Here is a 22136-nt window from a genome sequence, read left to right as displayed (position 1 = left end):
CGCGGCGTCACACCTGCACGCGGTCGCGGACGGCGGTGACGATGCGCTCGACCGCCTCGGCGACGGGCACGCCGTTGTCCTGACGGCCGTCGCGGTAGCGGAAGGACACGGCACCGGCCTCTGCGTCCTCCCCGCCCGCGATGAGGACGAACGGCACCTTCCGGGTGCTCGCGTTGCGGATCTTCTTGCCGAAGCGGTCGTCGGAGTAGTCGACCTCCGCGCGGATCCCCTGCGCCTTGAGCTGCGCGACGACCTCGGCCACGTAGTCGTTGAACGGCTCGGCGACCGGCACGGCGACCACCTGGACGGGCGCGAGCCACGCGGGGAACGCGCCCGCGTAGTGCTCGACGAGGATGCCGAAGAAGCGCTCGATCGAGCCGAACAGCGCGCGGTGGATCATGACCGGGCGCTGGCGCGTGCCGTCCGAGGCGGTGTACTCGAGCTCGAAGAGCTCAGGCTCGAAGAAGTCGAGCTGGATGGTGGAGAGCTGCCACGTGCGCCCGATCGCGTCCTTCGCCTGGACCGAGATCTTCGGGCCGTAGAACGCGGCGCCACCCGGGTCGGCCACGAGCTCCAGGCCCGACTCCGTCGCGACCTGCCGCAGGATCTCGGTCGCCTCCTCCCACGTCGCGTCGTCGCCGACCGACTTCTCGGGGTCGCGCGTGGACAGCTCGAGGTAGAAGTCCTCGAGGCCGTAGTCGCGCAGGAGGTCGAGCACGAAGGTCAGCGTCGAGGACAGCTCGTCCTTCATCTGCTCGCGCGTGCAGTAGATGTGCGCGTCGTCCTGCGTGAACCCGCGGGCGCGCGTCAGGCCGTGCACGACGCCCGACTTCTCGTACCGGTACACCGTCCCGAACTCGAAGAGCCGCAGCGGCAGCTCGCGGTACGAGCGGCCCCTCGAGTTGAACACGAGGTTGTGCATGGGGCAGTTCATCGGCTTGAGGTAGTAGTCCTGCCCCGCGCGCCGGACGTTGCCGTCGTCGTCGAGCTCCTCGTCGAGGTGCATGGGCGGGTACATCCCGTCCGCGTACCAGTCGAGGTGGCGCGACGTGTGGAACAGGTTCGCCTTGGTGATGTGGGGCGTGCTGACGAACGAGTAGCCGGCCTCCACGTGCCGCTTGCGCGAGTACTCCTCCATCTCCATGCGGACCGTCGCGCCGTTCGGGTGGAACACGGGCAGGCCGGAGCCGATCTCCTCCGGGAAGGAGAACAGGTCGAGCTCGTTACCGAGGCGGCGGTGGTCGCGGCGCTCGGCCTCGGCGAGACGGTCGAGGTACGCCTTGAGCTCGTCCTTCGTCGGCCATGCGGTGCCGTAGATCCGCTGGAGCTGCGGGTTCTTCTCGCTGCCGCGCCAGTAGGCCGCGGCCGAGCGCATGAGCTGGAACCCGTTGCCGACGAGCTTCGTCGAGGGCAGGTGCGGGCCGCGGCACAGGTCCTTCCAGACCACGGTCTCGCTCTCGCGCCCGGCGCCGCGCACGTTGTCGTAGATCGTCAGCTCGCCGCCGCCGACCTCGACGCTCGCGCCCTCGGTGTCGTCCGCCGCGCCGCCCTTGAGCCCGATGAGCTCGAGCTTGTACGGCTCGGCCGCGAGCTCGGCCCGTGCCTCGTCCTCGGTCACGACCCGGCGGCGGAACGTCTGGCCCTCGCGCACGATGCGTGCCATGGCCTTGTCGAGCGCCTTGAGGTCCTCGGGCGTGAACGGGGTCTCGACGTCGAAGTCGTAGTAGAAGCCGTCCGTGATGGGCGGGCCGATGCCGAGCTTCGCGTCCGGGTTGACCTGCTGGACCGCCTGGGCGAGCACGTGGGCCGCGGAGTGGCGCAGCACGGACAGCCCCTCGGGGGAGTCGATCGTCACGCCCTCGACCTCGTCGCCGGGGGCGAGCGCGGTGTCGAGGTCCTTGAGCACGCCGTTCACGCGGACGACGACGACGTCGCGGCGGGCGGCGAAGAGCTCCGTGCCCGTCGTCGCCGTCTCCACCGTGACGGTCCCGTGCTCGGGGGCGGTGGTGACTGGTGGCTGGACGACGTCCGACACGTGCTGCTCCTTGCAGGTGGGAGGACGCCGGCGGCGTCCTCGATGAGCGGTCGTCGAACGTCCGGGCGGTCCCGGGCGCTCGAAGGGGCGCCGTCGACGACGGCGCCCCTCGATCGTACCGACCCGAGCACGCGGGACGGACCGGACACCTCCGACCGCCCGCCGCGTGTCCCGGACTACTGGTCGTTGGCCTGCTTGGCCTTCTCCGCGAGCGTGTCGACGTGCTTGTCCACGGAGTCCGGCGCCACGCCCTTGATCGCACCCGCGACCTGGTCGATGTTCTCGTCCGTGAGGAACTCCTTCGCCTTGCCCACGAGGTCTCCGAGACCACCCTCGTTCTTCGGTGCCTGCTCGCTCATGACGACTCCTCGTTCGACGTTCGGCACGTGCCCGTGCCGGGGGACGGACGGCTGCGTCCCCGCCGAGAACGCTAGTCGCGCGGGTCGCGCACCGCCACGGCGCCGCGGCGGCTCAACCGAGGAACACCTCGGCGCAGACGAGGACGCCCTCGCCCTGCGACGGGTCGGCGACGCATCCGGCACCGACGGCGGTCAGAGCCGGGTCCAGGAGGTTGGCCCGGTGCCCGTGCGAGTCCATCCAGGCGCCGACGACCTCGGTGGGCTGCGCGGCGGCGCGACTCAGGTTCTCCGCAGCCGTGCCCCCTGCGGGCGCGCACGCCTCGATCACCGCATCCAGCGGGGCGTGCTCGAGGGAGGCGCCGACGAGCGCCTCGGCCCGGCGCAGCGCCTCGTCCGTCGCGCACGGACTCGCCTCGAGCGCCGGTTGACCGTGCTCGTCACGGACGGCGTTCGTCGCGGTGACCAACGCGTCGGCGTAGCCACGTGGATCGAGACCCGGTGGCGAGCCGGCGGAGCGGTGGGCGTCGTGGGCCACCGCGCCGTCGGGGGCCGGCTCTCCTGGCGAGCAGGCACCGACGACGAGCACCGCCAGCGCAGCAGTCGAGGCGAGCGCCCTCGTCGACACGCGAGACACCGTCACGGACGCCCGAGGGCCCGGTACGTCCACCCCGCGCCCCGCCACGTGTCGGCGTCGAGCGCGTTGCGCCCGTCGACGATCCGCGGGGCCGCGACCAGGCCCGACAGCTTGCCCGGATCGAGCTCGCGGTACTCGGGCCACTCGGTGAGGACGAGGACCGCGTCGGCCCCGTCGACCGCCTCCTCGACCGTCGCCGCGTACCGCAGCTGCGGCGCCTTCGCCCGCGCGTTGCGCAGTGCCTGGGGATCCGTCACGACGACGCGGGCACTGCGAGCGTGCAGGCGTGCCGCGACGTCGAGCGCGGGCGAGTCGCGCACGTCGTCGCTGTCCGGCTTGAACGCGGCACCGAGCACCGCGACACGCGCCCCGGCGAGCGGTCTCCCCTCGAGCACCCCGACGGTGAGGTCGACCATGCGTTCGCGACGTCGGGTGTTGATCGAGTCGACCTCGCGCAGGAAGCTCACGGCCGGGTCGGCGTGCAGCTCCTCCGCCCGCGCCATGAACGCACGGATGTCCTTGGGCAGGCACCCGCCGCCGAACCCCAGCCCGGCGTCGAGGAACCTCCGTCCGATGCGCTCGTCCATCCCGATCGCATCGGCCAACCGCGTCACGTCGCCGCCGGCGACCTCGCACAGCTCGGCCATCGCGTTGATGAACGAGATCTTCGTCGCGAGGAACGAGTTCGCGGCCACCTTGACGAGCTCCGCCGTGGGGAGGTCGGTGACCAGCCGCGGCGTCCCCTCCGCGATCAACCGGGAGTACACGTCGTCGAGGACGTTCACGGCTCGGTCGCCCGCAGCCCCGTCGACGACACCGTAGACGAGCCGGTCGGGGTGCAAGGTGTCCCGCACCGCGTGACCCTCGCGCAGGAACTCCGGGTTCCACACGAGCGTGGCGGCCGGCTCCGCGGCGTCGAGCTCGCCCGCCAGCCGGGCCGCCGTCCCCACCGGGACCGTCGACTTCCCCACCACGACGGCGCCGCTCCGCAGGTGCGGCAGGAGCGAGCGAAAGGCGGCGTCGACGAACGTGAGGTCGGCCGCGTAGGAGTCGGCGCGCTGGGGCGTGCCGACGCAGAGGAAGTGCACGTCCGCTCGCGCGACGGCTTCCGGCTCCGTCGTGAACGTGAGGCGACCGTCGACGACCGCCGCGGCGAGCAGCCCGGGGAGCCCCGGTTCGTGGAACGGCGCCCTCCCGGAGGCGAGCTCGGACACCTTCCTGGCGTCGGTGTCCACGCCGACGACCTCGTGGCCGAGCGTCGCCAGGCACGCGGCGTGGACCGCCCCCAGATATCCGCACCCGATGACCGAGATCCTCATGCTCTCCCCCTGCCGTCCGGTCGCGAGCCCACGACCCGCGCGCCTCGTGCCGGTCGTCCCATGTCGCTGGCGAGCGCGGCGGTCACGGCGGGTCGCGACGGGCCACGACGTCGTCGAACGCCTCGACCCGCGAGAACGGCGACGTCCCGGCTGCGACGCCGTCGGGCACCTCGTGGCGGCGACCGCGCCGCCCGCCCGGCGGGCTGGCCGCCGACTCGGCCGTCCGCCGCCGGACGCTCGCCGGGCCCTCCCGAGGCGTTCCGACGTCGCCGCTGCGTTCGTGCCTCCGCGGCCGGAGCGAGACCGTGCGACCCTCGCCGCGCCCGGAGCCGGACGACGCCGGCTCCTCGCTCGTGTACTCGTAGTAGCCGTACCCGTAGATCCCTGCCCCCGGCCCCTTGACCGGGACTCTGTTGAGGACGAGGCCGAGCAGTCGGGCGCCGACCGTGCCGAGCGACGAGAGCGCGCCCTCGAGCTGGTGCCTGTGGACCTCACCGGCACCGACGACGACGATCGCTCCGCCCACGACCTTGGCCAGGATCGCCGCGTCCGTGACCGGGAGCAGGGGCGGCGTGTCGATCACGACGACGTCGTACTGCGCGCCGAGCTGCTCGACGAGCGCCGCCATCGCGTCGGTGCCGAGGAGCTCGCTGGGGTTCGGCGGCACCTGGCCGGCAGCGACGACGTCGAGGTTGCCGTTGCCCCACGGCTGCAGGGCGTCCTCCACCGTCACCCTGCCGATGAGCACGGTCGTGAGTCCCACGGACCCCTCGAGACCCATGTAGGTCGCGACGGACGGCCTTCGGAGGTCGGCGTCGACGAGGACGACCTTCTGCCCGGCGTCGGCGAGGGTGATGGCAAGGTTGATGCACGTCGTCGTCTTGCCCTCACCGGACAGTGCCGACGTCATGACGAAGGTGCGCGAGCCTCCGTCGAGCTCGAGGAACTGCAGGTTGGTCCGGAGTCGCCGGAAGGCCTCGGCCCGCAACGCCTGCGGCGACTCCTGGACGATGAGCGGGTGCTCCGGGGCGTCCTCCTCGTACCCGATGACACCCAGCACGGCCGCGTCGCTGACCGCCTCCACGTCCGACGCCGTCCGGACCCGGGTGTCGAGCAGCTCGCGTGCCACGGCGAGCGCGACACCCGCTGCCAGCCCGACGACGAGGCCGAGCACGAGATTGAGCCTGACGTTCGGTGACGAGGGGCTGGTGGGGACCGTCGCGGTTCGGACCGTGCTGATCTGCACAGGCGACTCCCCGCCTGCCGCCGGGGTCTCGAGCTCGGAGACGACGTCGGCCAGCGATCCGGCGACCGCGTTCGCGATCTCCGCGGCGACCTGCGGAGACTCGTCCGTCGCGGTGACCTCGATGAGCGAGGTGTCGAGCGGCGACTCGGCGCTGACCTTTCCCGCCAGAGACCCGGGCCCGTCGGCGAGCCCGAGCTTCTCGATGACCGGTTCGAGCACTCGCGGGGTCGAGACGAGCTCGATGTAGGACTTCACCTGGCGCACGGTGAAGTTCGACCCCTGCAGCAGGTCGGTCGTCGTGTCGGACCCCTGCACGGACACGTACACCTGCGACCGGGCCGAGTAGGTGGGCGTCGCCGCGAGCGAGAGAGCGCCCGCGACCGCCAGGCCCGCGACCGCGAGCACGGCCACGGTCACCCACCGCTTGCGCAGCAGCGTGATGTACTCCCTCAGCTCCATCGTCGCCCCCTGACGTGTGCCGCTCCCCCTGAGCGCCGCCCCACGATCGCCTCAATGTCGCACACCCCGCTGGAGCACGCGAGCCCCGCTCCGGTCACCGTCGGACGTCCTCGGCGTGGCGGCGATACCACTCGACGACCTGCTCCAGGCCGTCCCGGAGACCGATCCTGGGGCGCCATCCCGTGGCGGCGAGCCGGGACACGTCCAGCAGCTTCTGCGGCGTCCCGTCGGGCTTGCTCCGGTCCCACTCCGTCCTGCCGTCGTACCCGACGACGTCAGCGACCAGCCGGGCGACCTCCTCGATCGTCGCATCAGTCCCGGTCCCCACGTTGACGTGCGTCGGCCCGTCGTAGTGCTCGAGGAGGTGGAGGCAGGCGTCCGCCATGTCGTCGCTGTGCAAGAACTCCCGTCGGGGCGATCCCGTGCCCCAGTTCGTGACGCTCTGGGCACCTGACCGCGTCGCCTCGTCATAGCGGCGGACCAGGGCCGGGAGGACGTGCGAACCCGAGGTCGAGAAGTTGTCCCCCGGCCCGTAGAGGTTGGTCGGCATGGCCGAGATCCACGGGAGTCCGTCCTGCCTGCGCACCGCCTGCACCTGCAGGATGCCCGCGATCTTCGCGATCGCGTACGCGTCGTTGGTCGGCTCGAGATGTCCCGTGAGCAGGGCCTCCTCGGCGATCGGCTGCGCCGCGAGCCGTGGGTAGATGCACGAGGATCCGAGGAACAGCAGACGCTCGACCTCGTACGCACGGGCCGCGTCGAGCACGTTCACCTGGATGCGCAGGTTCACGCTGAGGAAGTCCACCGGCGTCGTGTCGTTCGCGAGGATCCCGCCCACCTTGGCTGCCGCGAGCGCCACGTACCGCGGTCGGTGGACCCGGAAGTGCTCGAAGACGGCCTCGCGGTCGGTCAGGTCCAGCTCCGTCGACGATCGGCCGACGAGCCGGCGGAAGCCCGCCGACCGTAGCCGTCGCCAGATGGCCGAGCCGACGAGCCCGCGGTGGCCGGCGACGTAGAACGTGGCATCGCGGTCGAGCGGCGCCGGCGAGTAGCCGACCCGGTCGCGCGCGTCCTCCGTGCTCACTCAGCCGCCCATGTCGCCAGCGCGACCCTGTCGATCCACGGCGATCCCGCGTGCCGCAGAGCCTCGACGTCGGCCTCGACCATGATCCTTGCCAGCTCCCGCCCGTCGACGCTCGGCTTCCAGCCGAGCTCGGCGTGCGCCTTGCTCGGGTCGCCGACGAGGGCGTCGACCTCGGTGGGGCGCAGGTAGCGCTCGTCGAAGCGCACATGGTCCTCCCAGTCGAGCCCGACGTGGGAGAAGGCCTCCGCGAGAAAGTCCCGCACCGTCATGCCGGTGCCGGTCGCGAGGACGTAGTCGTCCGGCGTGTCGGCCTGCAGCATGCGCCACATGCCCTCGACGTACTCGGCGGCGTAGCCCCAGTCGCGGACCGCGTCGAGGTTCCCCAGGTAGAGGTGCTCCTGCCTGCCGGCCTGGATCGCGGCTGCGGCGCGCGTGATCTTGCGGGTCACGAACGTCTCGCCCCGACGCGGTGACTCGTGGTTGAAGAGGATCCCGTTGACGGCGAACAGGTCGTACGCCTCCCGGTAGTTCTTCGTGATCCAGTAGGCGTAGAGCTTCGCCGCCGCATACGGCGAACGTGGGTGGAACGGCGTCGTCTCGTCCTGTGGCGGCGGTGTTGACCCGTAGAGCTCGGACGACGACGCCTGGTAGTACCGCGTCTCGATGCCGGCGAGGCGCACGGCCTCGAGGAGCCGGATCGCGCCCGTACCGGTCGTGTCCGCCGTGTGCTCGGGCTCGTCGAACGACACGCGGACGTGCGACTGAGCCGCGAGGTTGTATACCTCGTCCGGGCCGATCTGCGACAGCAGCGTGACGAGGCGGGCCCCGTCGGAGAGGTCCGCGTAGTGCAGGAAGAGGCGGGTGTCCGCCTCGTGCGGGTCCTGGTAGAGGTGCTCGATGCGCGCCGTGTTGAACGTCGACGCACGGCGGATCAGCCCGTGCACCTCGTAGCCCTTGCGGAGCAGGAGCTCGGCGAGGTACGAGCCGTCCTGTCCGGTGATGCCAGAGATCAGTGCCTTCTTCATGTGTGCCCCCTGTGGTCGGCAGCCGTGCTGCGCGATCGTGATCAGAACTCCGTGCGCGCCCCCTCCATCGCTGCGCGGGCGGCGCCGTACCGGCCGCGGTCCGGACGCCGTCGGACGGCGCATCGGGTCAACCACTCCTCGAATCTGTCGACCGCCGCCGGCTCGGAGAGGACGTCACGCCGGTACCGTCGTCCGGCCTCGCCCAGCGCGTGCCGGCGCGACGGGTCGGACGCGAGGTCGAGGGCAGCCTCGAGGAGTGCCCTCGGGTCCTCGGCGTCCACTCGTGCGCCCGCTCCGGAGACCCGGATCTCGTGGGCGGTCGTGGACCTCTCCGACGTCGCCGCGAGGATCGGGCGCCCGGCGTCGAAGTAGGACGTGAGCTTGCTCGGCACCGACATCTCCGTGAGACCGGCGACCTCGTTGACGAGCAGGACGTCTGCCGCGGCCAGAGCGGCGGAGAAGCGGTCGTCGGGCAGAGGGTCGACGAACTGGATCGATCCGATCCCGGCGGCCGAGGCCTCCAGGCGCCGGCGCTGGCTCCCGTCGCCGAGCAGCACGAACCGGACACCCGCGTCCCGGTTGTCGGCGAGCCGCGCCGCTTCGACGACGTTCTGCAGACCTTGCTTCGCCCCCTGATTCCCCGCGTGCAGCACGACGAGCTCGTCGCCCCAGCCCAGCTGCGACCGGACGGTCGACGGGTCGACCGCACCCCTCGGTCGGAGGTGGGTCCAGTTGCGCACCGTCCGCAAGGCGTCGGGGTCGGCGCCCAGGACCTCGCAGAGGTGACGCGCGAACCGGTCGTGGATCACCACGACGCCGTCCGCGCCGCGGACCACCCAGCTCTCCACCCGCTCGACCGCGCGCGCCCGGCAGCCCTTCGCGGTACCGGTCTCCGCGACGCCCAGGGAGTAGAGGTCCTGCGTCCACAGCACGACGGCAGGCGACGACGCCCCGCGGAGGCGGCGACGTGCCGCGAGTCGCGCCGACGCGACGGCGGCCGAGAACAAGGACGGTGAGACGAGCAGCACGACGTCGACCTCGGGCCAGCGCACACCGACTGAGCGCAGACCGAAGCTCAGCTCGGCGACCAGCCGGCGGACGGGTGACGGCGTGGCGGGCACGTAGTGGCGCAGCCGCAGGACGTCGACCCCGTCGACCGTCTCGCGTCGTCTCCAGCCGCGGTACCCGTCGTGCACGCGCCAGCCCGGATAGTGCGGAAAGGTCGTGATGACACGGACCTCGGCACCGCGATCGACGAGCGCACGGCTCAGCGCCGACGTATAGGGCGCATTTCCGGTAGGTTCCGGAGAGTAGTTCGCGCCGAGCACGAGCACCCGAAGACCTCGACCATTCACCTGAGTACCATAGCCGCGCGAGGACGACCATGCTGGGGGGCACATGAATTCCGATCCGACGCACGCGAGAATTCCTGTCGTCCCGCTCGCGCAGGCGCCTGGCGAACGCGCGACGTGGGACCGGCCGGCGGTCGTCGTCTACCTCTGGGGAATCGCCGAGCTCCTCCTGGTCTCGAACCCGTGGCAGATCAGCTCCAAAATGCGGGTGGCGGTACTCCGGGCGTTCGGGGCGGAGATCGGCGAGGGCGTCGTCTTCCGGCCTCGGACGCGAGTGCGATTTCCATGGAAACTCCATGTCGGTGCCAACTGCTGGATCGGCGAGGGTGTCTGGATCCACAACCAGGATCACGTCTGGATCGCCCATGACGTCGTGATATCCCAAGAGACCCTCGTCACGACCGGGAGCCACCGGCACCGCTCCGACATGGGGCTCGTCACCTCGCCGGTCCACGTCGGTCCCGGCGCATGGATCACCAGCCGGTGCGTGGTGCTCGGCGGCACCCGTCTCGGGCGGTCGTCTCTCGTCACCCCCGGCTCCGTCGTGCGCGGGACGGTCCCGGACGGGGCAGTCTGGGACGGCCGTGCGATCTCCGCCAGGACGAGGTTCTGAGATGACGAGCCGACGCCTGAGAGTCCTGCACGTCGTCACGCTCATCACTCCCGAGGGTTCCTACGGAGGTCCCGTGCGCGTGGCGACGAACCAGGTCCGCGCGTTGCGCGAACGTGGCCACGACGCGGTGCTGGTCGCCGCCGCCTCGGGTTTCGAGCGCCTCCCGACGGAGTACGACGGAGTGCCGGTCAGGACCTTCCCCGCAGTGCGCGTGGTGCCCGGGACCGGGTTTGCCGGGATCGCCTCCCCGGCGATGCTCCGGTGGGTCCGTGCGAGCGCGGGCCGCTTCGACCTCGCGCACGTGCACCTGGCGCGCGACCTCGTGACCCTCCTTGCTGCGCGTGCGTGGTGCTCTGCGCGCAAGCCGTTCGTGACGCAGACCCACGGCATGCTCATGCCGAGCAGGAACCCCCTCGCCCCGCTCGTGGACCGCCTGCTCACGCGCCGGTTGGTCGCCGACGCGTCCGCGAGCTTCGCCCTGACGGCCGCCGAGGAGGCGGGACTCCGCGCGCAGTTCCCCGGGACCGTGTCGCTCGAGCGCCTCGTCAACGGGGTCCCGTCGACGCCAGCCGTCCGGACGGACGAGCAGGGCGACAGCCTCCCGGAGGTCCTCTTCCTTGCCCGACTCCACGCACGCAAGCGGCCCCTCGCGTTCGTCCGCGCGGCCGCCGTCCTCGCGCCGCGCTTCCCCGGGGTGAGGTTCACCCTCGTCGGCCCTGACGAGGGCGAGGGGCGCGGGGTCGCCGACGCCGTGTCGCGGCTCCCGCCGGAGATCCGGTGCCGCGTCGCGTGGGAGGGGGCGCTGCCCCCCGAGGAGACGCTGGCGCGTCTCGGTGCGGCCGACGTCTACGTGCTCCCCTCGGTGGACGAACCGTTCCCCATGAGCGTCCTCGAGGCGATGTCGGCCGGTACTCCGGTGGTCGTGACGCGCACCTGCGGGCTCGCGCCGGCCGTGGCCGCTGCTCGCGCGGGCGTGGTCGTGGAGGAGGACGGGAACGACCTCCCGGTGGCTCTGGGACGACTCCTGGAGGACGCACCGCTGCGCGCCGCACTCGGGCAGAACGGACGAGCGCTCGTCGAGCAGACCTTCTCGGTCGGCTCGGTCGCCGCGCTCCTCGAGGAGCACTATGCCCGCATCGTCACGGCGGGGCGCGAGGTCGACCTCGAGCGACGGTCCGGGGTGACCACCACCGAAGGCAGCGGCACCGGCTCGTCGCATCGGGACAGGACGGACACCGCCAGGAGCAGGACCGCCGGGAACCAGACGAACCTGTCGTAAAGCGACGGCCCTGTCTGCGCAAAGAAAAGTGCAGCCACGGTCGCGGCGAAGAATGCGGTGCCGAGCGCGTCCCTCGCGCGACGCCCTGCGAGGAGGGCGGTCGCCGACATGACGAGAACCGCAAGGAGCAGAAGAATCCCGCCCTGGTACCAGGAGAGCACCACCATGTTGTGCGCCTGCGTCACGCCGTTGTATGTCCCTCCGCCGTCCGCAAAGCCTATTCCGAGGAGCGGTTCCTCACGAATCCGCTCCCCCGCGAAGTGAATCGTCGCCAGCCGCTGCCCGACGGTGCTGATCCCGCCCACGCCGGTCGCCGACTCGAAACGGTCGAAAGGCGTGACGACCGCCGGGAATGCGCGCCGGAGAATGCCGAGAGCGAGGGCCGCCGCCACGACCCCGACAATTCCCAGGAGTGCCACCCGCACGCTTCGTGCCCGCCACAGCAGAACGACCAGCCCGACGACCACGGTGAGCAGCCCGGTGATGCTCGCGGTGAGCAGCAGCCCGACTGCGAGCAACGAGCTCGCGGCCAGCGCCCGTCCACGCCGGTGGCCCGCGAGCGCCGCCGCGAGAGACAGGACCAACGCGACCGCCAGGCAACCGCCCTGTCCGTTGGCGTGGCCGCCCAGGCCGATGAACCGCGCCGTGACACCTTCGTCCGGTGCGGCGAAGAAGGCGGGTCGCAGGTCGACCCCTGCGAGCTGTCCGACGGCGACCGCGGACGACAGGCAGGCCCCGAGCACGAAGGCCGTCGCCGCGGCAATGACGTGCTCCCGTCGTCGGAGCACGACCGAGGCGACCCAGACCCAGACGAGCCAGACGACGCACAGCCGTGCGCCCACCGCGAGCTCGGCGACGGGGGCGGACGACGGGATCGCGAGCGCGAGGGCCGCCAGCACGGCGAGACCCGAGGCGGTGGCGACCCCGGCGGGGACCCGGCCGGGGGGTCTCGCGAGGCTGAGCAGGCACAGTGCCGTGGCCGCGACCAGCGCCCCGTCGCCGACGGTGAAGCCGGCCACGGAACGGACCGCTGTCAGGGGGACGAAGAACGCGGCGACGAGGAAGAGCGACCGGGCGCCACGGACCATGGCATCGCGCTCGGGGTCCCTCCGGACCGGCGTGATCATGTCGACGACCTCGACAGCCGGTCGAGCCACGCGGCGGGAACGTCCTCGCCGATGCTCTCCCAGACGTACCGGTGGGGCCGGTACGCGTTCGCACCCGGAGCCACGAGGAGTGGCACCGAGCCGAGGAACGCACCCCACGAGGTGAACGTCGAGCGACTGCCCAGGATCCCCGCCGAGCGCGACAGCAGGACGATCTCGTCGAGGGCGTTGCGGGCGTCCGACCGTGCGACGCCCGGCAGCCGGAGCAGGTCGGCGAGCTCACGGTCCTCGCCGTCCGACGAGACGACGACCGGGTGGTCGATCCCACCTGCGCGCAGAGCCCGGACCGCGTCCACGTACCACCGCACGGGCGTGCTCGTGTTGTTCGCGTCCACGGAGGGAGCGCCCTCCTCGGGGCGACGGAAGTCTCCCAGCCGGACGTGGACGCTGACGTACGCCTCATGGCGAGGAGGACCCACCACCCCGTCGCGTGCCCAGCCGAGGAGGGTCGCGCGGTGCCACTCGCCCGGTCTCGTCAGCGGCTCGTAGTAGTCCTGCATCCCGGCCACGACCACGACCTCCGACCCGTCAGGGTCGTGCGGCGGGCGAACGGCCCTCTCCGCCGCACGGCGCAGCAGCCGCTGCTCGAGCGTCGGAGGGCGGAACAGGCGCCAGTACTGCCGCTTGTCGCGCTCACCGCGCAGGGTCGGTCCGACACGAAGCTGGAACCATCGGGGCGAGAGGAGCGTCGCGGACATGTCGGCGGCCAACTCGGCGGCGCGCAGCGCGGGAAAGAGCTCGTTCCCGAGGCCCGCCCGTCCGAGCCGTGGAAGGACGAGAGTCGTCATGCGGCCTCCCTCCTGCGCGACCTGGCACCGGGCGACACGAGGAGCGACCAGGAGAGCAGGAAGAAGACCACGTCCCGGGCCAGCGCACCCCACGCAGCACCGACCGCGCCCGCCGTCGCGGCACCGAGAGCGAGCCCGAGGACGCCGACGACGAGGGTCGACAGCCACACGGCGACGAGGGCGTGCTGCCGTCCGAGCCCGGTGATCTGCTGGGTCGCTACGCCGCCGAGGCACGAGAAGATGCCGGCGACGACGCAGATGCGCAGGGCGTCGGCGTCCTGGAGCGTCACCGAGAAGACGAGCTCGACGATCGCCTCAGGAGCCAGGAGCACCGGCACCGCCAGCACGACGTAGGCCGCGGCGACCACTCCGGCGACCACCCTGCGCTGGCTCGCCACGTCGGCGTGCGACCGGGATCGCGCGGCGTAGGCCACCGCCGCTCCGGCGGGGACGAGCGCCACGGTGGTGAGCGCCCCCTCCACCTGGCTCGCCAGCCCGTACACCCCGACCGCGGCGGTCGCGGCGAAGAACGAGACCAGGACGGCGTCGCTCCGGTTCATCACCGTGTTGACGAGGGGTGCCAGACCGAACCGCCAGGTGTGCCGGACGCGGAGCACGCCCGTCTCCCGGTCCTCCCCCAGGGCGACGGGCACGAGCCCGTACTGGACTGCGGCGATGACGAGCTCCCCGAGAGCAAGGACGACGAGCGCGGTCCACAGCGGGGCACCGACGTGCTGTGCGAGCAGGAGGGCGGGGACCGTGGCCGCACGCACCGCGCCGTTGAGCGTCGCACCGCCGCGGAACCGGCCGACGCCGTACGCGAGCCTCGTGACGACGCTCGACGCCAGGTAGCCGAGCGCGTAGACGGCGACCGAGACGCTCCATGCCCGCCCCTCGACGACGGCGGGAGCGACGACGACGGCGGCCGCGACGAGCGCGAACGGCACGAGGACGCCGGCACGCCACGCGAGCGGCGCGAGCACCGTCCGCCGGGACACGAGCCCGCCCGCCGCGTAGACCCGCATGATCTGGGTGGAGAACCCGAGGTCGACGACGGCGGTCGCGAGGACCGCCGTCGAGGTCGCGAGCACGACGCGCCCCACGCCGTCGACGCCCTGCGCCGCGCCGGCGACCGCAAGCACGGTGAGCGTCTGCGCCTTGGAGCCTGCGGATGCCGCGGCGGTCCAGATCCCGTCCACGACACCGGTGCGCCGCAGGGTCGCCACGGCGCGGCGGTAGGCCGTCTGCTCAACGGACACGAGCCCGCCTCACCCGGGCGCCGGCGAGGAGGGCGCCGAGGACCGGCGCGAGAGGTGCGCCAGGTTCGCGGTGCACCTCTCGGATACCCGTGTTGAGGATCGTGCGCCGCCACCGCCACGGCATGACGACGGGCCCGAGCCGCGCCGCCGCCTCGGACCGCGCGTCGGTCACGCTGAAGCGCAGGTGCGCAGTCACCGGGTCGAGGCCCGCACCCGCGACGGCGCACCAGTCGGCCTCGCGCGTGACGAGGACATAGTCGGCCCGGGAGAGTCGGACCACGTCGCTCGTGACGGTCGCCGGAAGCACGGCCGTCGCCCCGTCCCTTTCGGCCCTCATCCGTGGATTCCCCAGCCGGCACGCCACCGGTCGACGGCGGTCCTCGGCACCGCGATGCCGATCGTCTCCCCCGACCCCAGGTCGTCGCGGTAGACCCTCGTCGCGTACCGCGACGGGGCGCGCAGCCCCACCGACCTGGCGATCTCCCGGGCGCGGTTGTCGATCGAGAGGACCAGCGACGGCACACCCCGCTGCATCGCCCGGATCCCGCCGTGCAGCCGCAGCCCGACGTAGGCCGTCGAGGGTTCCGCCAGGACGGCGTCGAAGTCCTCCAGGGTCGGACCCAGGAGGGAGCCCACGCCCCGACGGACGTGCTCGACGTAGTCCGGGTCCCCCGGGCCCTGGGGCCAGAAGAGCACCTCGTCGAAACGCTCGGCCAGCTCTCGTACGAGGCGTCCGTCGGCGAGCGGGTCCTGGCTGTAGTCCGTGAAGGTCACCACGACGCGCCGCTGACCCGACGGGAGCACCTGCTTCTCGATGCCCCAGAGCGTCGGACAGCTGGTGTGGACGGCTGCGACCCGTGCCCTGCGCAGCTTGGCGAGCGTGTACTCGTCCCGCACCGCCCACGGCGCGTCTCCTGCGAGAGCCCGGAGCCAGCGCGCCGAAACCACGTCGATCCCGGCGCGCTGGTACTGCCACCACCCCACGCCAAGGAACGTCAGGCGGCCGCGGCAGAGGTCGATGTCCTCCACCGGCCAGTGCCACGCGCGTCGGAAGCGCATGTGGTCGGAGAGCAGGTTGGTGCCGCACACGACCACCTGCTCGGCGCGACGGAGCGCCTCCCGGTGCGCCTCGGACAGCGACCCGTGCATGGGCACGAGCTCGACCGTCCGGCCCGCTGCGCGCAGGGGTTCCACGAACTCCGAGGCGACCGACTCGGAGATGATGCGGTCGCCGACGTTCGTCGAGGCGGCGCCGGGGTCTGCGACCACGATCATCGTGCGTTCCTTTCGTCGAGCCGTGCGAGCCAGTCGCCGTAGGCGTCCCCGACGCGGTCCCAGGTCGCCGTCTCGGCGACCCACCTGCGAGCGGTCTCGCCCAGCTCACGGTCCTCGTCGACAGCGCCCAGGGCGGCGGCGAAGCCTCCCGGGACGCCGAAGTCGTGTGCGCGGGCGACGCCGTGGGCGGCGAAGGGCTCCGCCGCGTGCACCGTCGAGGAGAGGAGCGTCGGGACGCCCGCGGCGAGCATCTCGAGCAGGAGGATGCTGCAGGACTCCCACCGTGAGGGATGCAGGTACGCGCGGCACCCGCGGACCAGCCGTTCCTTGTCGATGCCGCGCGCACTGCTCCGGACGTCGACGTCGCTCCCGAGACCGAGATCGGCGACGAGGTCGAGGGTCCGTCCACGCCCGCCGCGGAAGTCGGGACCGGCGAGGACGAGCCGCGGCCGGGGGCCCGGGAGCTCGGCCCACCGGTGCAGCAGGTTGTCGATCCCCTTGTGCTCGGGGTCGTAACGACCCATCCACAGGAAGTAGCCGCCCCCGCCGACCCACCGCGGTGCCGCTCCCGCGGCGGGTGCTCCGTTCGGCAGGGCCAGGGTCCGTGCGGCCCGGCCACTCCGTCCGGTGCGCCGGGATACGGCGTCGACGAGTCCTGCCTCCGACGGGTAGAAGACGTGGACCCAGTCTGCCCGCCGCAGCACGAAGCCCTCAGCGGTGCGCCGGATCCCGGCCACGTCGCGCAGGCGTGAGGTGACGCCCGTCTCGTAGACGCCGTGGGGCATGAGGACGACGACCGCCCCGGCGCGCCGGCCGCGTCGCGCGGCGACGACGTTGCTCACCACCCAGCCCTCGTGCAGGTAGAGGACGTCATCCCGGGAGACGTACCGCGTGAGGCCCCTCGGGACCCACGACGTGCGTCCGTGACCGGCGTGCGGGACGGTTCGCACGACGTCGCTCAGGTCCGACGCGACCTCACGAGGGGCGGGAACCGGGGCGCAGAGCACCGCAGCGTCGTGACCCGCGCGCCGCGCCTGCCGCACCCAGTTCTCGATCGAATCCGTCACCCCCGACGGATGCTCCAGGTAGCGCGCGTAGTAGTGGACCACCCTCATACGGCGTCCTTGACGACGCGGTGCAGGGTCCGCACGATGCGGTCGGCCGCGGACTCGACCGAGGGCACCTCGGGGATCGTGGCCCGGCTCCCTCGCCTTCTCGAGGCCAGGGCGAGCCACGCACCGGCTAGCTGCTCGGCGGTGCCGGGCACCGTGAGGAGGTCGGTCCCCTCGCTCAGGTACTCGATCTCCGGGGCGTGCCGGCCCGCGTCGGTCGTGAGGACCGGAAGTCCGAGCGCCAGCGCGTCGACCGCGACCAGCCCGACCCGTCCCGGGTTCAGCAGGAGCCGGGACACCGCCCCGGCACGCGCGACGTCCGGGCCGTCGAGCTGCCCGAGGAGGATCACCCGGCCGGTCCGGTCGGCGAGCTCCCGGAAGACCGGGGCGGCTGGGCCGTCGCCCGCGACGAGCAGCCAGGCATCCGGGTCCCGGTCGAGGGCCAGGAGCGCGGCGTCCCGGACGAGCAGGGGCAGCTTGTGCTCGTCGAGCGCACCGAGCACGAGCGCCGCTGTCGCGTCGTCCGGTAGGCCGATCGACGTGCGATACCGGTCCAGCGTCGCGGTGTCCAGGGAGTCCAGCTCCTTCCGCAGCGCCGTGGTGTCCGTGGAGTTGTGGAACGACGTCACCCGGTCGGCCGGCAGCCCCGTCGCCCCCAGCACGGACCGCCGTCCGGCCTCCGTGTACGTCAGCACGTGCGACGCATGCCGGTTGACCCATGTCTCCAGACGAGCCGCCACCCGCACCTCGTCGGCGGTGTACGACGCGCCGTGGCCCCAGGTGACGTAGGGCCGGCGCCGAAGGCCCGCGAGGACGGCGTCGAGGTTGCCCGCCTGCATCTCCGTGACCAGCAGAGCGTCCCGCCATCCGTCGGGGAGCTCGCGACGGAGCAGGTGCCGACCGGCGCGCCCGAGGGGCACGACGCGTGCGACGACCTCGCTCGCCCACGGCACGTCGACCATGTCGCCCCGACGACGTCGACGACGCATCTGCTCGGCGCCGCCTCCGAAGAAGACGTGCGCGTCGATCCCGAGGTCACCGAGCGACTCGACCACCAGCCCGAGCAACCGCGCTCGGTACGCCGGCACGTAGGGCTGGGTAATGGCCACCCGAGGTCTAGTAGGCACCGGCACGCCCCACCACCGCTCGCAGCGTGCGCAGGAGGATGAGCAGGTCACCCGCCATCGTCCAGTTCTCGACGTAGAAGAGGTCGAGCCGTACGCTCTCCTCGAGCGTGAGGTCGTTCCGGCCCGACACCTGCCAGAGCCCGGTGAGACCCGGCTTCACGAGCAGCCGCCTGCCGATCTCGGCGTCGTACTGGTCCACCTCGAGAGCGACCTGCGGCCGCGGCCCCACCAGGCTCATCGATCCTCCGAGAACGTTGAAGAGCTGCGGGAGCTCGTCGATCGAGTACCGGCGGAGGAACGCCCCGACCTTCGTGACGCGCGGATCGGACCTAGCCTTGTAGAAGACCCCGACGTTGCCCTCGCCGAGCACCTCCTCGAGCCGCGACTCTGCACCCACGACCATCGACCGGAACTTCAGGACGGTGAACGGCTCGCCGCACAGCCCGACACGTTCCTGCCTGAACAGCACCGGGCCCCGGCTCGTCGTCCGGATCGCGATCGCGGTGGCGACCAGTGGCACGGTGAGCACGGCGATCAGGACGAGCGCGCCGACGACGTCGAACGTCCGCTTGAGGACGTGCTCCGGCCCCGAGTATCCCGGGGCTTCGACGTGCAGCAGCGGCAGTCCCGCGACGGGCCGGGTCCTGATGCGGGGGCCGGCGACGTCGGTGAGCGCCGGGGCGAGGACGAGGTCCGCCCCCCAGGGCTCGAGGTCCCACGCGAGGCGCTTGACCGTTCGAGGTGTGACGAGGTCGGAGCCCGTGACCATGACGGTGTCGGCGCCCAGCGGCTCGACGAGCGCCGCCGCGTCACCGACCTCGCCGACGACCGGGATCCCCGCGACCTGCTCGTCGGGTTCGACGCAGCCTCCGGGCACGCACACCCCGACTACCTCATAACCCGTGTGGCTCGCCTGGCGCAGCTCGTGGACGAGGTGCGCCGCGCCGTCCCGACCGCCGACGACCACGGTCCGCGAACGGCACCGGCCGCGAGAGCGGAGGTCGACCAGCCGTCGGCGTACGGCGTACCGCCCGAGAACGAGCAGAACGAGGCCCACCGGGAGCGCGATCGCGACGTATCCCCGCGCGAGGTCGAACCTCACGAGGTAGGCGACGATCGCGATCACCCCGAACAGGGCGAACGTCGCGTTGACGACGCGTGCGTACTCGGGCGCGCCCGTCCCGATCATGCGGCCCTCGCGCGAGAAGGCGACCCTGACCGCGGTCGTCCAGGCGACGAGCAGCCCGACGGAGATGGCGAGGTAGTCCAGGTCAAGGGTGGCCCCGCCGATCCCGTCGAAGCGTACGAGGTACGCGGTGCCGACGGCGATCGCCACCGCGATCGCGTCGACGAACGCGGTCCGCCGCACCAGCCGAGCCTTCCAGCCCGGGCGCCGGTCGGCGCCCAGCGTGATCCGGGCGAGCTGCCCGGCGTCGAACGACGGCGCAGACCGCCGACGCCCCTCGTCGTCCGAGAGCGCAGCGGCGTCCAGCCGGTCGATCTCGTGGTCCTTCTCCAACGTCATGGTGCCCCCTGCGACGTCGTGCGGTCGGCAGTGCGGTGGCCGCCGCCCACCGGCGGACCCGCACCGGTTCAGGCCTGCGGCTTCGTCCTCCGCCGATTCCGCGCGACGGCGACCGCCGTCGCACCGCCGGCCACGAGGAGGAGGGCGCCACCGACGAGAAACACCTGGTCCGCACCGGTCTCCGCAAGACCGGGACCCGAGGCTCCGGTCGCCTCTTGCCCGTCCCCGTCCGCTCCGTCGGTCCCCTCCCCGGACGAGGCGGAGACCACGACGATCTCCTGGCTCGAGAGCACGGTCCCGTCCGCGTCGGTCGCGACGAGGGAGTACGTGCCCGGTTGTGACAGCGTCACCGCGAACGAGGCGAACCCGTCGGTCGTACCCTTCGTCAACGCCTTCGTCCCGGCGATCGAGATAGCGCCGTCCGGGACGTCCGGAGAGGAGATGGTCAGGGTGACGGTCGGGTTCGCGGCCGGCCCGGCCACGGTGACCGTGAACGACTCGCCCGCGACCGGCGTGGTGGTGGAGATGCCGACCTCGTAGTCGTCCGCCTCGTAGGCGTGCGCGACGGCCGGTCCCGCGGCGAGCGCCGCGGCCAGGAGCAGCGTGGTCGCTGCACGTCGAAGGTTCATGTCGAAGGCCCCCTGCCTCGTGTTCGACGGAGCGGGAGCCTCGAGGGTGCGTCCAAACGACGCGTGCACGTGCCCCCGCCGTGCTCCTCTAGAAGAACACACCTTGCTCGCACACGGAAGCGGGGACGGTGTCCCGGGGGGATCTGGCCCCGGGAGTCTTCCGGACGACGACGTCGCCGGTCTGGTCCTTGCCGCTCACGACGTCGTACGTGTAGGTGGCCGTCCCGCCCGGAGGGACGACGACCGAGCGCGCTCCCACGACGAGGCCGTCGTGCACCTGGGAGTACAGACCGAGATCGTCGTCCGGACCGGACGTGCCCATGATCCCGCCGTACGACGGCGCGTAGACGAGCAGGTTCGTCCGGACGGTCCCGTCGTCACCCACGCCGGTCACGTACGACGGGAGAGACGCCGCCTCGTCGGGCGAGAGCGTCGACACGAGGGAGACCGTCATCGTGAAGGACTGGGACCCGTCCGGACGGCACCGGACGTCGTCGACCGTCACGGTCGTGTCCAGGTAGTACCCGACCTTCGCGGCCGACGTCGCGTTGAGGTACACACCGACGACCGGGGACGTCGTCGCGCCCGTGGCCGACCGACGCTGCCCCCGCAGCTCGCCCGAGAGCACCGTGCCCGAGATCCGGTCCTGCTCCTCGCCGTCCGCGGACCAGACGAGGAGCCGACCCTCACGAGCGGACTCCGCGAGGGCTCCGACGACGGCCGCCGGGTCGCCGCCCCCGCGCACGAGCCCGGCGAACACACCCTCTGCGACGGACGCGAGCACGGCGTCCTGGACCGAAGGATCCTGGTAGCGCCGGTAGACGCCGTTGAGCAGGAACTCGGGAGCGACGTCGCCGGTCAGCCGCACCTCACCGCCGACAGGGGGTGTGACGGTCACGGGCCCTGTCGCCGCGAGCACGCGGCCGAGTGCAACGGGGTCGACGGCCAGGACACCGTCGACGTCCTGCCCCGTCCGGTCCTTCCACGTGGCGCGCGCCACCTCCGCCGTCCGCGGGAAGTCGGGCGTGGACGTCGCGTTCAGCATGAAGCGCCCGAGGTCGTCGCCGAACAGGGCGTCCTCCGCGCGGTCGAGGCCGATCACGCTCGTCCCTGACGCTCCCAGCTCGCTGCCCGGCCGGACCTCGAGGAGCGTGACCGCACCCTCCTCGGCGCGGACGTGGAGCACCGAACCGGCGATGCCCCCAACGGCGCGCGGCTCGGCGTTGTTCTGCACCAGGACCAGGTAGTCGCGCGGGCCGGCGGCACCGAGCATCGACGGGAGGAGGTCGACGGCACGCGCGGCCGTCGCGGTCTCCGCGGAGACCTGCTCGAGCTGCGTGCGCAGCTCGGTGACCGCGGTCGCGAGGGGCGGGACGAGGGCTGACGTGTCGATGGCGGAGACCGTCGCGAGGGCATGGCCGACCGACCGGTCGGCACCCGTCACGTCGTCCCGGGCGTCCTGGACCGGGCCGAGGTCGACGGCACCCTCGCGCGGGGCCAGGAGGGCCGGCGAGGCGACCGCGGCGGCGTCGGCGAGCCGTGGCAGAGCGTCGTCCGCGAGCTCCTGGACCGCGGTGGAGACCTCCCCCAGCGCCCTCGCGTCGTCACCGATCACCGGGAGGGCGCGTGCCAGCGCCCAGTGCGGCCCGTGCGTCGACGACGCGGCGACGTCCGCCGAGCGCCTGATGTCGCCGAGGGCGGCGGCGGCGTCCTGGCCGTCGCGGACCTGCTCCTGGAGACCTGGGAGCCTCGCGGCGGCGTCGGCCAGCGCCTCGCGCGCGCGCAGCACGTCCACGGTGATCCAGACGGTCCACACGACGAGCACCAGCCCGAGCGAGATCGCGAGCAAC

General features: G+C 72.3%; 19 protein-coding genes. 2 read left to right on the top strand and 17 right to left on the bottom strand.

The genetic code is table 11. The features are described 5' to 3' along the window. Positions 1-7 precede the first annotated feature (7 nt). The 8 genes from thrS to ACMXGY_RS10105 all read right to left on the bottom strand — a co-directional run bounded on the left by thrS (position 8) and on the right by ACMXGY_RS10105 (position 9495). Positions 8-2035 (bottom strand): threonine--tRNA ligase, encoded by a 2028-nt coding sequence (thrS, locus tag ACMXGY_RS10140; protein WP_483776700.1) that lies wholly within the window; start codon positions 2033-2035, stop codon positions 8-10. Between the two features lie 176 nt (positions 2036-2211). After that, positions 2212-2394, bottom strand: coding sequence for a hypothetical protein (locus tag ACMXGY_RS10135; RefSeq protein WP_483776699.1), 183 nt, complete (start codon positions 2392-2394; stop codon positions 2212-2214). Between the two features lie 112 nt (positions 2395-2506). Continuing rightward, positions 2507-3019 carry a CAP domain-containing protein gene (locus ACMXGY_RS10130; protein WP_483776698.1) on the bottom strand — a complete coding sequence of 171 codons (513 nt, stop codon included), beginning with the start codon at positions 3017-3019 and terminating at the stop codon, positions 2507-2509. Between the two features lie 11 nt (positions 3020-3030). Further along, complete coding sequence (locus ACMXGY_RS10125; RefSeq protein WP_483776697.1) at positions 3031-4347, bottom strand: UDP-glucose dehydrogenase family protein; 1317 nt, start codon at positions 4345-4347, stop codon at positions 3031-3033. Between the two features lie 82 nt (positions 4348-4429). After that, entirely contained in the window at positions 4430-6052 is a 1623-nt protein-coding gene (locus ACMXGY_RS10120; protein WP_483776696.1) for a tyrosine-protein kinase domain-containing protein, read from the bottom strand. 94 nt (positions 6053-6146) lie between these two features. Continuing rightward, entirely contained in the window at positions 6147-7136 is a 990-nt protein-coding gene (locus tag ACMXGY_RS10115) for a GDP-L-fucose synthase family protein (protein ID WP_483776695.1), read from the bottom strand. Next, positions 7133-8161 (bottom strand): GDP-mannose 4,6-dehydratase, encoded by a 1029-nt coding sequence (gmd, locus tag ACMXGY_RS10110; RefSeq protein WP_483776694.1) that lies wholly within the window; start codon positions 8159-8161, stop codon positions 7133-7135. Before gmd ends, ACMXGY_RS10115 begins: the two co-directional genes overlap by 4 nt. 41 nt (positions 8162-8202) lie before the next feature. Then, positions 8203-9495 carry a glycosyltransferase gene (locus ACMXGY_RS10105; protein WP_483776693.1) on the bottom strand — a complete coding sequence of 431 codons (1293 nt, stop codon included), beginning with the start codon at positions 9493-9495 and terminating at the stop codon, positions 8203-8205. Positions 9496-9559: 64 nt separating this feature from the next. Between ACMXGY_RS10105 and ACMXGY_RS10100 the strand changes: the two genes are divergently transcribed. Continuing rightward, positions 9560-10126 (top strand): LbetaH domain-containing protein, encoded by a 567-nt coding sequence (locus tag ACMXGY_RS10100; protein ID WP_483776692.1) that lies wholly within the window; start codon positions 9560-9562, stop codon positions 10124-10126. A gap of 1 nt (position 10127) precedes the next feature. Beyond that, the gene (locus ACMXGY_RS10095; protein ID WP_483776691.1) at positions 10128-11405 is read left to right on the top strand and encodes a glycosyltransferase; all 1278 of its coding nucleotides are present in this window, start codon (positions 10128-10130) and stop codon (positions 11403-11405) included. Positions 11406-12528: 1123 nt separating this feature from the next. Here ACMXGY_RS10095 and ACMXGY_RS10090 read toward each other — a convergent pair. From ACMXGY_RS10090 to ACMXGY_RS10050, 9 genes are all read right to left on the bottom strand, one after another. Continuing rightward, the gene (locus ACMXGY_RS10090) at positions 12529-13359 is read right to left on the bottom strand and encodes an O-fucosyltransferase family protein (protein WP_483776690.1); all 831 of its coding nucleotides are present in this window, start codon (positions 13357-13359) and stop codon (positions 12529-12531) included. Beyond that, positions 13356-14618: a polysaccharide biosynthesis protein gene (locus tag ACMXGY_RS10085; protein ID WP_483776689.1), complete on the bottom strand. Its 1263-nt coding sequence runs from the start codon at positions 14616-14618 to the stop codon at positions 13356-13358. The genes ACMXGY_RS10090 and ACMXGY_RS10085 overlap by 4 nt, the downstream gene beginning before the upstream one ends. Continuing rightward, positions 14608-14898, bottom strand: a complete 291-nt coding sequence (locus ACMXGY_RS10080) for a hypothetical protein (protein WP_483776688.1) — start codon at positions 14896-14898, stop codon at positions 14608-14610. The genes ACMXGY_RS10085 and ACMXGY_RS10080 overlap by 11 nt, the downstream gene beginning before the upstream one ends. 53 nt (positions 14899-14951) lie before the next feature. Further along, a complete protein-coding gene (locus ACMXGY_RS10075; RefSeq protein WP_483776687.1) occupies positions 14952-15893 on the bottom strand; it encodes a polysaccharide pyruvyl transferase family protein in 942 nt (313 codons plus the stop codon). Then, positions 15890-17008, bottom strand: a complete 1119-nt coding sequence (locus ACMXGY_RS10070) for a glycosyltransferase family 4 protein (protein ID WP_483776686.1) — start codon at positions 17006-17008, stop codon at positions 15890-15892. Before ACMXGY_RS10070 ends, ACMXGY_RS10075 begins: the two co-directional genes overlap by 4 nt. Then, a complete protein-coding gene (locus ACMXGY_RS10065; protein ID WP_483776685.1) occupies positions 17005-18093 on the bottom strand; it encodes a glycosyltransferase family 4 protein in 1089 nt (362 codons plus the stop codon). Before ACMXGY_RS10065 ends, ACMXGY_RS10070 begins: the two co-directional genes overlap by 4 nt. 28 nt (positions 18094-18121) lie before the next feature. Then, complete coding sequence (locus ACMXGY_RS10060; RefSeq protein WP_483776684.1) at positions 18122-19657, bottom strand: sugar transferase; 1536 nt, start codon at positions 19655-19657, stop codon at positions 18122-18124. Between the two features lie 68 nt (positions 19658-19725). Then, positions 19726-20286, bottom strand: a complete 561-nt coding sequence (locus ACMXGY_RS10055) for a peptidase (protein ID WP_483776683.1) — start codon at positions 20284-20286, stop codon at positions 19726-19728. Positions 20287-20374: 88 nt separating this feature from the next. Beyond that, complete coding sequence (locus ACMXGY_RS10050; protein ID WP_483776682.1) at positions 20375-22135, bottom strand: DUF4012 domain-containing protein; 1761 nt, start codon at positions 22133-22135, stop codon at positions 20375-20377. Position 22136: the final 1 nt, after the last annotated feature.

This window comes from Cellulosimicrobium sp. G4 BAM 1002 (assembly GCF_057126935.1).
This window is presented reverse-complemented; position numbering and strand designations above follow the sequence as displayed.